A 13,181-nucleotide genomic window follows, 5' to 3' on the forward strand; every position below is an offset into this window, starting at 1 on the left:
AGAACCTGGGCCGGACGCCGGACCAGACCCTGGCTTCGGAGACCAGGACCGGACGCCTGGGCCGGACCCCAAGTCCGGTCCCGGCAGGCCGGTCCCCGAAAGCCGGGGCCGGAAGGGCGGTCCCCGAAAGCCGGGACCGGGCACCAGGGCCAGACGCCGCAGCCGGAGGCCGTTGCGGACCGCAAGTCGGGAGGCCGGGACCAGACGCCGGGACCAGACGCCAGCGCTGGCGGCCGGTCCCGGAACCCAGGGCCGCGGCCGGAGTACCGACCCCCGAGGCCCAGCACAGCGAACCGACCCCGGAGACCTGGGCCTGACAAACAGCGGAGGCAATGCTCATGAGCACACCCCAAGTGCGGCTGTACGGGCCGCAGTACGTCCTCGGCGAGACCGAGGTGCACCACTCCGAGATAGCCGATCTGCCGGCCCGGGCGGCCGAGTTCCGTATGCCGCCGAAGCCCGGCCTGTGGGGGTGGGGGACGGTACGCCGCGCCGAGCGGAGCCTGGAGAGCATGGCGGCCGACAGCGCGACGGCCACGTTGCGCGCGGCCGGCGCCGACCCGTCCTCGGTCGACGCGGTGGTTCTGTGCTCCACCCGGATCCCGGGGCCCTCGGAGGTCCACGGCCGGTTCATGCAGACCTTCCTCACCGAGGCCGGTCTCGGCGACATCCCGTTCTACGGCCAGAACATGAACCGCTGCGTCAACCTGCTGGCCGCCATCGACACGGCCACCGCCTTCGTCGCCTCGGGGCGCCACCGCAGGGTCCTGGTCGTCACCACCGACGCCGTCGCGGACGAGGCGGACCGCATGGTCAGCTACGCCTTGTTCAGCGACGCGGCGGCCAGTTGCCTGATCGCGGCCGAGGGCGAACCCGGGGGCGAAACCGACGCCGGGTACGAGGTCCTCGGCTGTGCCACCGCGCAGGACAGACTGAGCCTCGACCACTCCAACGAGATCAGCTCCGACCTCGCCCGGACGGTCAACGACCGCCTCCTGGCCCCTGTTGGCATGAAGCTCGGCGACGTCGCCGGCTTGATGCACGCCAACATTTTCAAGCCCGTCGTGGTGATGAAGGAACTCCAGGCCGGGTTCACGCAGGCGCAGCTGTACACCGACAACATCACGCGCGTCGGGCACTGCTTCGCCGCCGACCCGCTGATCAACCTCGCCGACCGGGCCGCCATGGGCCAGATCGAACCCGGCCGGCACTACATGCTCGCCTCCGCTGTCGCCGGGCAGCGCATCGGCGTGCTGCTGCGCAAGACCCACCGCGCATGACGCCCCAACGGGCCGCTGCCGCCAAGAGGCGCGAGAAACCCCGTAGTCCCGCGAAGACCCGTAGTCCCGCGAAGACCCGCAGTCCCGCGAAGAACCGTAGTCCCGCGAAGAGGGGAGCCCGGGAATGACCACCGCACACACCACACACGCAGGGCGTCGAGACCGGGCCTTCGTGCCCTTCGTCCTGCCCGACACCATCGCCGCCCTCCCCCGCCGCCCGTTCGAGTTCAGCCGAGCGGGTCGGGACGAGGCGGCGGCAGCCTCACTGGAGCCGGCCGACCTGTTCCAACGGCTCCTGCGCGACCAGGAGTCCGAGGCGTCCTTACTGCTCGCCCGGCGTGTCCTCGACGCCTTTCTGCCGGCCGACGGCCCGTATGCGGACGGCGATCCCGAGGTCGGTCCGGAAGCAGTGGTCGCGGCCGTCGCCGCCCAAGTCCACGAGATACGCGCGGAATTGGCCGGGACGATCGACTCGCTCGGCCGTCTGGAGCCCGAGCTGCGCGAGGCCGTCGTAAGGGAGCGTTCGCCCCTGGCCCTGCTGGACGGCTGCTGGCTCGACGCCGTCTCACAGCCCGCCACCCAGCCCTCCGTCATCGTCAACCGCCTGTTCGCCCACCATCTGACGCTGCGCGGAGACGGCAACCCCAAGCGAGGCTTGGCCCAGTTACGACGGCGGGCCATGGAGGCCGAGGGCGTCTACCTGCCCTCCATCGCCGCCGTCGACTTCCTCGACAAGGCGCGGGCCCGGCCGCTCACCGCCCTGCACGGTTGCTTCTACCTCGCCCTCTCCCGACTGCCCGGCAACTTCCTGCCCGAAGTCGTCGGCGTGCACCTCGTCTTCCACGCTCTCGGCACCGACGACCTGCTGCTGGGCACCGCGCCTCCGCTGCCCGGGCAGGAACTGCTGGACACGCTCGCCGCCTTCGTGGACCTGGCCGGCCCGGACGAGTTACGGCGGCTGGGCGCGGCCGTACAGCTGACGCTGGAGCTGGAGCAGGAGCACGTCACCATGCTCGCCGAGCTGGCCTCCTGGCGCGCGGGGCTCACCCTGGAGTCGAAGGTGGCCGAGATCATCGCCCGGCATGCTCCCCTGGCGGGCACCCAGCACGGCGGCGTACGCGTCGGCGACAGCCTGCTGTCGGACATCTTCCGCGCGCCTGGGCGGGGGCGGGTCGAGAGCGGGTTCGGTGATGCCGGGGGCGAGAGCGCGCCATACGGTGCAGCCCCGGACGAGAGCGCGTCTTCCGGTGACAGCCCCACAACGCCCCCCACCCGCAGCGAACTCGCGGCCACAGACCTGGCCGCCTTCCTGGCCGACTTCCGTGACTCCCGGCATCTGCGACCCACCGGTTCCGGGGACGGTGCCTGTCGGTTCACCGATGCGATGAAGTTCGGCGGGCCGATGTTCGGGATCTTCGATGAGCGGGAGGCCGCGGCGTTCCGTGCCTGGGCGGCGAGTGTCCAGGCGGGTGAGCGGCCCGAGATCGAAATCTCGCCCGCCACCGTGGGGGACGTACGGGCCGAACGGTGGAGTTCCGCGCTCGCGCGCAGCGCCCCCGCCGACGTCATCGTCGCCGAGGCCGAGCCCAGCGATCATCGCGAGCTGTTCCACCGGCTGGTCAACATCGAGAACTTCCCCAACACCCTCCCGCTCGCCGCGCAGCGGGCCGAACAGTGCTTCCGGGACGCGGAGATCCTGTTCGTGCACGGACGTGAGGGCAAGTACACCGACGCGACGTGGTTCGACTACAGCCCCAGGGCGTTGTACGAGCGGGCCGAGCGGATCTACTGGGAGAAGCTCGTCGAGCCGTACCGGCCGCTGGAGGAGATACCCGACCGCGACGAGGTGCTCTTCCGCCAGACCACGTACTACCTCACCTATCTCATCGACGGCGCCTGGCTGCACCGGCTGGTCGGCCTCGGGCACGACGAGCGCGAGAGCGACGGCATGCTCTTCTCGATCTACGCGGACGAGATGGGCAACGGGGACCTGCGCAAGAACCACATCACCCTGACCCACCGGGTCCTGGCCAGCGCCGGGATCGAGCTGCCGCACATCCGTGACGAGGCGTTCATGGAGCAGGACGAACTCCCCGACGACCTCTACGGGTTCGCGATCCAGCAGCTGTGCATGTGTCTGTTCCCCGACCGGTTCTACAACGAGATCCTCGGCTACAACCTGGCCATCGAGATGTTCGGATCCGGCGAGATGCGGCTGCACGAGATCCAGAAGCTGCATCACCACGGCATCGACACCTGCTACGAGCAGGCCCATCTGACCATCGACAACTTCTCCGCCGGGCATGCCAAGCAGGCTGCCGACATCATCGTCTCCCACCTCGACGGCGTCCGGCGCACGCTCGGCGACGCGGCCGTGGCGGAGCAGTGGCGCCGGGTCTGGCGGGGCTACGCGTCCTTCGCCTACTTCCTCGAACAGCCCCTGCTGAATCAGGTCGCCGCCGCGGCCGACGCCTCGGACGCCGAACTGGTCATCTGATCCGCCGCGGGTCGTCCGATCCGCCGTGGGTCGTCCGATCCGCCGCGAGGCCGGGAGCCCCCAGCGAGTCCGACCACCGAACGAGGCAGAACCCAAACCAGGAGAACACGCAGCCATGACCGAAGCCCTCCCCGCCCCCACTCCCGATGCCGCTCCCCGCCACGCCCCCGCCGACGACAGGCCCAGGGCGTTCATCCTGACCGGTTCCTTCATGGTGATCCGCCGCAACCCCCTGTACCTGACCGAGCTCTCCCGGCGCGGCCTGAAGATCCTCGTCATCACCGCCGAGTCGTACCGGGAACAGGCGGCCGAGGCGATGGCCGACACCTCCAACCCCGCCTCGCAGATCACCGACATCGCCTTCGTCACCGGCGACTTCACCGTCCAGGGCGCCTTCGTCGCCGGTGCCGTCGCCCGCACCGCCGTGTGGCGGGAGGCGTACACGATCGTCGGCGCGTACGCCGTCGGCGACTACCTGGCCGAGCCGACCGGGCTGCTCGCCGACGGCCTCGGGGTGCGTTCGCCCGGGCTGCGGGCCAGCCGGGCGAGCCGTGCCAAGTACCTGCAGCGGTGGTACGTTCCCGAGCTCGGTCCGGCCTCGGTGACCGTCCCGGCCGGGGAGCGCGAGACCACCGACCTGAGCGCGGTGCGCTACCCCGCGGTGGTCAAACCCGCCTCGCGGGCGTCGAGTTCGGGCGTGGTGACCGTCACCGAGCCGGAGGAACTGCGTCAGCGGCTCGCCACGTACCCGGACCACGAGGTCGTCCTCGTCGAGCAGAAGGTCGTCGGCCCGGAGTTCTCCGTCGAGAGCCTGATCCAGGACGGCCGGGTGATCTTCGCGTCGGTGACCGGCAAGGACACCACGGACAGCCACTCCCGGACCTTCGTCGAACTCGCCCACAGCGTCCCCAGCGCACGCGACGAGCTGCGCGAGGCCCTGCTGGACGCCAACCGACGGCTGCTGGCCGGGCTGGCCTTCGAGGACGGGATCACGCACTCGGAGTGGCGTGTCGACGACGACGGCCGCCCCTTCCTGATGGAGGTGGCGGCGCGCACGCCCGGCGACGGACTGCTGGTGCTGTACCAGCTCGCCACCGGCCGCCCCCTCGAACCGGAGATCCTCCGCATCGCGCTCGGCGAGCCCGCGGGCTACCCGCAGCCCCGCCGCTGGACGCGCCAGGTCTACCTGGAGCACGACCCCGGGACGCTTGAGGACGTCACCGTCGACTGGCCGGGCGTGCGCGCCGAGTGGATCAGCGACAGCGGCGCCTGGCCGGACATCAAGCCCGGCGCCGTGGACGACCCGCCGACCCTGCGCGCCGTACTGGTCCTCAAGGAACGCGGCAACCTGCTGGAGCCGCTGTCCAGTTCGGACGACCGGTCCGTCACCTTCTTCATCGACGCGCCCACGCCCGAGGAACTCGACGACCTCGAAGCGCGTGTGCGCGCCCGGATCCGAGTCGTCACCGGCGGACGCCCATGAGCGGCGTCGCCCAGGAGGCCGCCGAGAGGGCCGAGCAGGTCACCGTAGGAGCGACCTTCCGGCAGGCCCCGCTCGCGGCGAAGACGCTGCTCGTCGGGGTGTTCGTCAACCGTCTCGGCGGCTTCCTCAACATCTTCCTCGTGCTCTTCCTCGCCTCCCGTGGCTACTCCACCGGCCAGGCGGCCTTCGCCCTGGGCGTGTACGGCAGCGGGGCCATCGTCGGGGTGTTCTTCGGCGGGGCGCTGGCCACCCGGCTCGGCGCCCGCAATGCCAGCGTCATCAGCATGGCGAGCGCGAGTGTGCTGATGGCCGCGATGATCCACCTGCCGTCGTACGGTCTGGTCCTGGTCGCGGTGGCGCTGGTGAGCCTGGTGGGACAGCTCTACCGCCCGGCGTCCGCCACGCTGCTCTCCGATCTCACCCCTGCCGACCGGCAGGTGATGATCTTCGCGATGTACCGCTTCGGCATCAACCTGGGCGCAACGGTCGCCCCGTTGCTGGGATTCGCGCTGTTCAACCTGGGCGACCAGAGCTACACCCTGGTCTTCTGGTGCGAGGCGCTCATCGCCCTGGTCTACGCGGTGATCGCCTGGCGCACGCTGCCGCCGCGCTCGGCGCAGCCGAAGCCGGAGGTCGACAGCGAGGCCGCTGAAGGAGCGCCGAGCCGAGGCGGCTACGCGGCCATGATGCGCGACCGGCGCTATGTGCTCTACCTGGTGGCGATGCTGCTCTACGCCATGGTGTACGCGCAGTACCTGTCCACGTTGCCGCTGGACGTGAAGGCCAGGGGCGTTGCGGTCCTCTGGTACACACTGGCCGTCTCGTTGAACGGCTTCATCGTGATCTGCTTCGAGCTGATACTCACGAAGGTCACCCAGGCGTGGCCGCACCGGCTGACGATCTCGCTCACGCTGGTCCTGCTCAGCGCCGGCGTCGCGCTGTACGGGCTGCCGCTCGGACCGGCCGTCATCCTGCTCGGCACCCTGATCTGGTCCCTCGGGGAGATCATCGGAGGCCCGGCCGCCATGGCGTACCCGGGGATCGCCGGCCCGCCGGGCCTCAAGGCCCACTACATCGGCGGCTTCCAGTTCATCTGGAGCCTCGGCGCCGCCGTCGGCCCGGTCGTCGGCGGCTGGCTCTTCATCCACCTGGGACACCAGGTCTGGCCGGTATTCGCCGCCGGCTCGCTGGCCGCGACCATCCTGGTCCTCGCCGCGGTACCGGGCAGGACGCCCGCGACGGAATGAAGTCACCAACCCCGCAAACAGCGTGGCAGGACGCACGAGACAGCGACGCACGAGGCAGCAGAAGGGAGCGGCGGCCATGGCGGTCCGGACCGCGCGGGCATGGCGGCGCGACGAAGGGCGGGCGGCGCTCGCGGCCGGGGTCACGGTGCTGTTGTGGGCCTCGGCGTTCGTCGTCATCCGCGACGCCGCCCCGCACTTCGCCCCGGGCGCCCTCGCCCTCGGCAGGCTTCTGGTCGGCGCGGCAGTGCTGGGCACCTTCGTGGCCGTACGGGGCGAAGGGCTGCCGCCGCGCGCCGCGTGGCCGGGCATCGTCGGCTCGGGAGTGCTGTGGTTCGGCGTGTACTTCGTCGCACTGAACTGGGGCGAGCAGCGGGTCGACGCGGGTACCGCGTCCCTGGTGGTGAACATCGGGCCGATCCTGATCGCGCTGCTCAGCGGCTGGTTGCTGCGCGAGGGGTTCCCGAGGCGGCTGCTGGCCGGTGTGGCGCTGGCCTTCGTGGGTACTGCCCTGGTCGGCCTCGCCGGCTCGGACGCGGGGCGGGCCCCGCTGGTCGGCGTGCTGCTCTGTCTGCTCGCCGCCGTGGGCTGCGCCACCGGAGTGCTGGCCCAGAAGCCCGCTCTCGGCCACGCCTCCGCGCTGCAGGTCACCGCCTTCGGCTGCGCGGTGGGCGCGGTGGCGTGCCTGCCGTTCGCGGGTGCGCTGCTGCAGGACCTGGCCGCGGCACCGACGCGCGCCGTGCTCGGCATGGTCTACCTGGGCGTGTTCCCGACGGCCCTCGCCTTCACCACCTGGGCCTACGCGCTGGCCCGCACGACGGCCGGACGGATGGGCGCGACGACGTATCTGGTGCCGGTCGTCGTCGTGTTGATGTCGTGGCTGTTCCTCGGCGAGGTGCCCGGTCCGGCGGCGCTGGCGGGTGGCGCGCTGTGTCTGGCGGGCGTGGCGGTCTCCCGCCGGACGGCGCGCACAGAGCGAACACCGACGCCTGCGCCCGGCGCGGAGCGGACACCGGCGCCCGGCGTCGAGCCGATACCGACGCGCCGCGCCGCGACCCCCGTCTCCCCGGCGGAGAGACCCGTCCCCTCGGCAGAGGGCGAATCCGCCACCGATCCACACGACCCCCGGCACAGCGCGCCCGCCCCGGCGACCGCGACCGACCCACGTGACGAGGAGGAGAACCCCCATGGACTCCGCCGTTGAGGCATCCGAAACGCCGACAGACGCCCGATCAGCGGTGCCCGAGTGGGAGACGGGATCCTTCGTCGGGCGGACCGCCGAACGCGCCGCCGTCCGGGCGGCTCTGGGCCGGGAGCGGCTCGTGTCGCTCATCGGTCCGGCCGGTATGGGCAAGTCCCGGCTCGCCTCTGTCGTCGCCTCCGAGGTGGCGCAGGAGTTCCCCGGCGGCGGGGGCTTCGCCGAACTCGTTCCCGTACGACCGGAGTTCCTCGCCCAGGCGGTGGCCGCCGCGCTGGGAGTGACCGAGCGGCCGGGGCAGCCCTTGGAGCAAGCGCTCCAGGAGCGGTTGGGTGAGGGCCGCTGTCTGCTGGTCGTGGACGGCTGCGAGCACCGACCGGACGCCGTCGCGGGCCTGGTCGGCCGACTGCTCGACGGCTGCCCCGGGCTCACTGTCCTGACCACCGGCCGCGCACCCCTCGGGCTCGCCGGAGAGCACGTCCTGGAGGTGCGGGCCCTCCCCGTGACGGAGGAGTCGGACTCGGGCGCGGTGGAACTGTTCCTGGACCGGGCACCGACAGTCGAAGTCGATCGGAGGCTCGTGGACCGGCTGTGCTCCCGTTGGGGCGGCACGCCGCTGGCCGTCGAACTCATCGCTGGGCACGCGGAGTTGTCCGGCGCGGTCCCCGACGACCGGCACATCCCCGAAGCCGGGCCCGAGGCAGCCCTCGCCTGGAGCTACGGCCTGCTCAACGCCGACGAGCGCCGCACCCTCCGGCAACTCGGCGTGTTCCTGCGCGGCTTCGACGCCGCGGCGGCACACGCGATCGCGGCCGTCGACGGCACCGACATCACCGACACGACCGCGCTCCTCAACCGTCTCACCGCCCGCGCGCTGCTCGTGCGCGGCGCCTCCAACACCGACCTGTGGCGCATGCCCCCCGCGGTGCGGACCATGGCCCTGGAACGCCTCACCGCCGAGGGCGAGACGGCGAACTGCCGCGCCCGCCATCTGGATTGGGCCATCACGACGGCCACCGAGCTGGAGGCCGCCGCGGGCGTAGGGGACGGGCCTGATCAGGAAGGTCGGCCGACCCGACTCGACCTGGTCACCGGGAATGTGCGCGCGCCACTGGACACAGTGCACACGGCATCCGACACGACCGGAGCCGATCAGCCCCGACCCCCAGTCCGGCCAACACGGCACCCGCCAACGCGTCTCGCCTCCACCGACGACGCCCCGCCCCCACCACCACCCACAACCGGAACCCACCGGCCCCACCCCGCAACCCGCCCGACACCACACTGGCCCGCCCGCTTCGACCTCGTCGCCGACGACCTGCGCGCAGCACTGGACGCCGCTGACACACACCCCGCGCCCGGCCCGCACCGACTCGCCCGCGCCCTGGCCCGGCTGTGCTACTCCAGGCAGTTCCTCGTGGAGGCCCGGACGCGCTTCCGGGGCGCCGGTGTCCTCGCGGCCTCCCCCTCCGAAGCGGCGGCCGACCTGCGTGCGGCGGCGGACGTGGCGATGGCCGAGCACCGCGGCGACCTCGCCCACCCGCTGTTGCGGGAAGCGGCCCAACTCGCGGCCGGCGCCGGGGACACGGCCGCGCAGGCCGTCGCGCTCTCCTTCGCCGCCTGTGTCGGGAGCCGCTTTCCCGCGACGTTCACCGACCTGGTGCCGTACGACGAACTGCTCACTTTGCTGGAGGAGGCCAGGCGGGTCGCGCCGCCCGGTGACCGGCTCGTCGCCGCGTACTTGGCAGCCGCCGAGGCATGGAACGCGACCGGGCAGAAGACCACCCCGGACGCCGAACTGGCTCAGGTGGCGCTGGAGAAGGCGCGGGCTGCCGACGATCCGGTGCTGATCGCCGGTGCCATCGACGCGGTGTGCAGCGGCTACGGCGTGGCCGGCCGGTTCCGCGAGGCGCACCGGCTCGGCGACGAGCGGCTTCGGCTCTTCGACCGGCTGCCCCGGCACGATCCCCGGATCGGCCTCGAAATCATCGACACCCTGCATGTGGTGCCGCTGGCCGCCGTGGCCGCCGGCGATCTGCCTCGCGCGGTGACGGCGGCCAGTCGGGCCTGGGACGATCCGCTCAGCGGTCTCTACATGAGGGCCAGCAAGAGCGTGGTGCCGCTCGCGCTGTCCGGCAGGTTCGACGAGGCGCTGGAGTACGCGGACGCCATGTGGGACGGCTGGCAGCGGGCGGGCAGCCCCACCGCCCGCTGGATGGCTCCGGCCGTGCATGCAGCCGCTCTGGTGCACGGTCTGCGCGGTGGCGGGGAGGGCGGCCGAAGGCATCGGGAATGGCGCGAGCGTGCCCGGGACATGGCCGAGCCGTGGGATCCGCGGAGCATCGCGGCGAGTTTCGCCGCCTTCGCCGAGGTGCGGGTCGCCCTGCACACGGGGGCGGTCGAGGACGCTCTCGCCTCGGCCGTGGACCTCGCGGCGGTGGCGCCCTGGTCACAAGGCACGCATCAGTTCTACGACGCCTACTCCTGGGCCGTCGCCGCCGAGGCCGCAGCGGTCGCCGGACTCCCCGACGCCCGCGAGCGACTCGCCGCCGCGGCTCCCGCCGGCACCGAGAACGCCTGGGCCGCCGCCTGTCTGGCCCGCGCGGCCGGCCGGCTGCACGACGACCGGGACGCCCTGCGGGAGTCGCTCGCGGGGTGGGAACGTATCGACGCCGCCTTCGAACGGGCCTGCACCCTGGTCCTGTTGCCCGAACGGGCCGAAGAGGGCCTCGCCCAACTGGCCTCCCTGGGCTGCGAAGCGCCGGCCGGCCTTGGGAGGATCGCCCGATGACGACTCCGGACCACGACGCGACCGACACGACCGACGCGACCGTCTTCGGCCGGCTCCGTGCCGACGGCGCCGAGCAGGTCCTGTTCAGCCACGATGCCCGCACCGGGCTGCGCTCCGTGGTCGTCGTGCACGACACGACGCTCGGGCCGGCCCTGGGCGGTGTACGCATGCACGCCTACGAGGACGAACACGCGGCGCTGGACGACGCGGCGCGGCTGGCGCGGGCCATGACGCTGAAGGCCTCGGCCGCCGGGCTCGGCCTCGGCGGCGGGTGGAGTGTCGTCATCGGGGATCCGGCGCGCGACAAGTCGGAGGAACTGCTGCGCGCCCACGGCCGGTTCATCGCCACGCTCGGCGGGCGCTTCATCCCGGTGAACGACATCGGTACGACCCAGGCCGACCTGAAGGTGATCGGACGCGAGGCGTCTCCGGTGTGCGACAGCGGGGACCCGTCGCCCATGACGGCGCTCGGCGTGCTCGAAGGCATCCGTGCCTGTCTGCGTGCCGACGGCGCGGACGGCACTCTCGCCGGGGTGCGGGTGTGCGTGCAGGGCGTCGGCAATGTGGGCTCCGCGCTCGCCGAACTGCTCGCCGCCGAGTCCGCCGAGCTGGTCGTCGCCGACACCGACGCGAAGCGGGCCGCCGACGTGGCGGAACGCCTCGGGGCCCACGTCGTCGCCCCCGGAGCCGCGGTGGGCACCGACTGCGACGTCCTCGCGCCCTGCGCCATGGGCGCCGTGGTGAACGACGCCACGTTGCCCGAGCTGCGCTGCCGGATCATCGCCGGCGGCGCCAACAACGTGCTCGCCGCGCCCGAGCACGCCGCCGCGCTGGCGGACCGCGGAATCCTGTACGCCCCCGACTTCTGCGTGAACGCCGGCGGGCTGGTCTTCCTGGAGGAGCAGATCCTGGGCCACGACCGTGCGCGGGCCGAGCGAAGTGTCCGTCAGGTCGGCGCCCGTTTGGGCGAAGTGATCGCCCAGGCGCGCCGAACGGGCGTCACGACCACCCAGGCAGCGGTGGACCTGGCCGAGGCCCGCCTGCGCACGGCACGCGCGCGGGAGAGCACGACGTCGGCCTGACCCCCTCTCCACCCACGGAGCCATCCCGCGCCCGGCCACGATCCCCTCCCCCCTCCCGCTCCCCCGTCCCAGTCCCTGTCCCTGTCCGCTAGCGCACATGGCACCCCAGGCGTCCCCCAAAGCGCGAAAAAACGTCTCTCCTTGCATCGCGACATGCCTTTCCGTCAAGGCCTTGGCATGGCCGACATCCCACTCGTACTCGATGGAGGTACATCGCCATGCTCGGCAGACACACCGCGGCCGGCCGCCGCGTCGCCCTTACCGCTCTCGGCACCCTCGTCCTCACCGGCGCCACCTCGGCCGCCACGGCCGCGCCGCCGCCCGCGCCCGCGTCCACGGCCGCGCAGACCCTCGGCGCCGACCGGCCGCCGGCGGCGGTGCTGCGCGCCATGGAGCGTGATCTGAACCTGAAGCCGGGTCAGGCGGAGGAACGGCTGGTCAACGAGGCGGAGGCGGGCGCCCGTGCGGGTCGCCTCCGCAACGCCCTCGGCAAGCACTTCGCGGGCGCCTGGGTGCGCGGGGCGACGTCCGCCGAGCTCACCGTGGCGACCACCGATGCCGCCGACGTGTCCGCCATCAAGGCACAGGGCGCGAAGGCCGTGGTCGTCAAGCGGACGTTGGCCGAACTCCAAACGCTGAAGAACACGCTGGACTCGACCGCCCGCACCGCCAAGACACGCGACACACCGGTCTGGTACGTGGACGTACCGGCCAACCGGGTCGTCGTACAGGCGACCAAGCAGTCGGCGGCCACCGACTTCATCAAGGCCGCCGGCCTGGAGGGCAAGGACGTCGGCGTCCGTGTGTCGACCATGCGGCCGCGGCTGCTGGCGGATGTTGTGGGCGGCGAGGCCTACTACATCGAGAGCTCCGCCCGCTGCTCCATCGGGTTCTCCGTCACCAAGGACCAGCAGCAGGGCTTCGCCTCGGCGGGCCACTGCGGCGACCAGGGCGACTCGACCACCGGCTACAACATGGCCAACCAGGGCACGTTCCAGTCGTCCACGTTCCCCAACAAGGACATGTCCTGGATCGCCGTCAACAGCGACTGGACGGCCACCGCCGACGTGAAGGGAGAGGGCGGCCAGCGGACGCAGGTCACCGGCTCGGTCCAGGCGCTCGTCGGGGCGTCGATCTGCCGCTCCGGCTCCACCACCGGCTGGCACTGCGGCACCATCCAGCAGCACGACACGAGTGTCAGCTACGCCCAGGGCACCGTCGACGGCCTCACCCAGACCACGGTGTGCGCCGAACCGGGTGACTCCGGCGGCCCCTACGTCTCCGGCTCCCAGGCACAGGGTGTGACCTCCGGTGGCTCGGGTAACTGCACGAGCGGCGGGACCACCTTCTACCAGCCGATCAACCCGATCCTCAGCGACTTCGGCCTCGTCCTGAAGACCGCGCCGACCCAGTCCGGCACGCCCGCTCCGCCGGAGAACGCCGCGGAGACCTGGGCCGCGGGCCGGGTCTACGAGGCCGGCGCCACCGTGACCCACGCGGGTGTGCGGTACCAGTGTCTACAGTCCCACCAGGCACAGGGCGGGTGGTCGCCGGTCGCGACTCCGGCCCTGTGGGAGCGGCTGTAGGAGTCGTACTGCTCGGGCGG

General features: G+C 72.2%; 8 protein-coding genes. All 8 read left to right on the forward strand.

Features of this window, described 5'->3' with window-relative positions; translation table 11 throughout:
- Positions 1-338: 338 nt before the first annotated feature.
- Complete coding sequence (locus BLU79_RS00360) at positions 339-1,280, forward strand: beta-ketoacyl-[acyl-carrier-protein] synthase family protein (protein WP_093904160.1); 942 nt, start codon at positions 339-341, stop codon at positions 1,278-1,280.
- Positions 1,281-1,404: 124 nt separating this feature from the next.
- The gene (locus tag BLU79_RS48725) at positions 1,405-3,777 is read left to right on the forward strand and encodes an iron-containing redox enzyme family protein (protein WP_093903514.1); all 2,373 of its coding nucleotides are present in this window, start codon (positions 1,405-1,407) and stop codon (positions 3,775-3,777) included.
- A 115-nt stretch (positions 3,778-3,892) separates the two neighbouring features.
- The gene (locus tag BLU79_RS00370; protein ID WP_093903515.1) at positions 3,893-5,260 is read left to right on the forward strand and encodes an ATP-grasp domain-containing protein; all 1,368 of its coding nucleotides are present in this window, start codon (positions 3,893-3,895) and stop codon (positions 5,258-5,260) included.
- Complete coding sequence (locus tag BLU79_RS00375) at positions 5,257-6,507, forward strand: MFS transporter (protein WP_093903516.1); 1,251 nt, start codon at positions 5,257-5,259, stop codon at positions 6,505-6,507. Before BLU79_RS00370 ends, BLU79_RS00375 begins: the two co-directional genes overlap by 4 nt.
- Before the next feature lie 76 nt (positions 6,508-6,583).
- The gene (locus tag BLU79_RS00380; protein WP_093903517.1) at positions 6,584-7,708 is read left to right on the forward strand and encodes a DMT family transporter; all 1,125 of its coding nucleotides are present in this window, start codon (positions 6,584-6,586) and stop codon (positions 7,706-7,708) included.
- Positions 7,692-10,493 (forward strand): ATP-binding protein, encoded by a 2,802-nt coding sequence (locus BLU79_RS00385; RefSeq protein WP_143052440.1) that lies wholly within the window; start codon positions 7,692-7,694, stop codon positions 10,491-10,493. Before BLU79_RS00380 ends, BLU79_RS00385 begins: the two co-directional genes overlap by 17 nt.
- Complete coding sequence (locus BLU79_RS00390) at positions 10,490-11,575, forward strand: Glu/Leu/Phe/Val dehydrogenase family protein (RefSeq protein WP_093903519.1); 1,086 nt, start codon at positions 10,490-10,492, stop codon at positions 11,573-11,575. Before BLU79_RS00385 ends, BLU79_RS00390 begins: the two co-directional genes overlap by 4 nt.
- Positions 11,576-11,793: 218 nt before the next feature.
- A complete protein-coding gene (locus BLU79_RS00395) occupies positions 11,794-13,161 on the forward strand; it encodes an alpha-lytic protease prodomain-containing protein (RefSeq protein ID WP_093903520.1) in 1,368 nt (455 codons plus the stop codon).
- Positions 13,162-13,181 lie beyond the last annotated feature (20 nt).

This window comes from Streptomyces sp. cf386 (assembly GCF_900103585.1).
GTDB lineage: Bacteria > Actinomycetota > Actinomycetes > Streptomycetales > Streptomycetaceae > Streptomyces.

Bases quoted from the DNA above. Each gene is read 5' to 3' on its own strand.
- BLU79_RS00360 (WP_093904160.1), top strand. From the start codon at position 339: ATGAGCACACCCCAAGTGCGGCTGTACGGGCCGCAGTACGTCCTCGGC.
- BLU79_RS48725 (WP_093903514.1), top strand. From the start codon at position 1,405: ATGACCACCGCACACACCACACACGCAGGGCGTCGAGACCGGGCCTTC.
- BLU79_RS00370 (WP_093903515.1), top strand. From the start codon at position 3,893: ATGACCGAAGCCCTCCCCGCCCCCACTCCCGATGCCGCTCCCCGCCAC.
- BLU79_RS00375 (WP_093903516.1), top strand. From the start codon at position 5,257: ATGAGCGGCGTCGCCCAGGAGGCCGCCGAGAGGGCCGAGCAGGTCACC.
- BLU79_RS00380 (WP_093903517.1), top strand. From the start codon at position 6,584: ATGGCGGTCCGGACCGCGCGGGCATGGCGGCGCGACGAAGGGCGGGCG.
- BLU79_RS00385 (WP_143052440.1), top strand. From the start codon at position 7,692: ATGGACTCCGCCGTTGAGGCATCCGAAACGCCGACAGACGCCCGATCA.
- BLU79_RS00390 (WP_093903519.1), top strand. From the start codon at position 10,490: ATGACGACTCCGGACCACGACGCGACCGACACGACCGACGCGACCGTC.
- BLU79_RS00395 (WP_093903520.1), top strand. From the start codon at position 11,794: ATGCTCGGCAGACACACCGCGGCCGGCCGCCGCGTCGCCCTTACCGCT.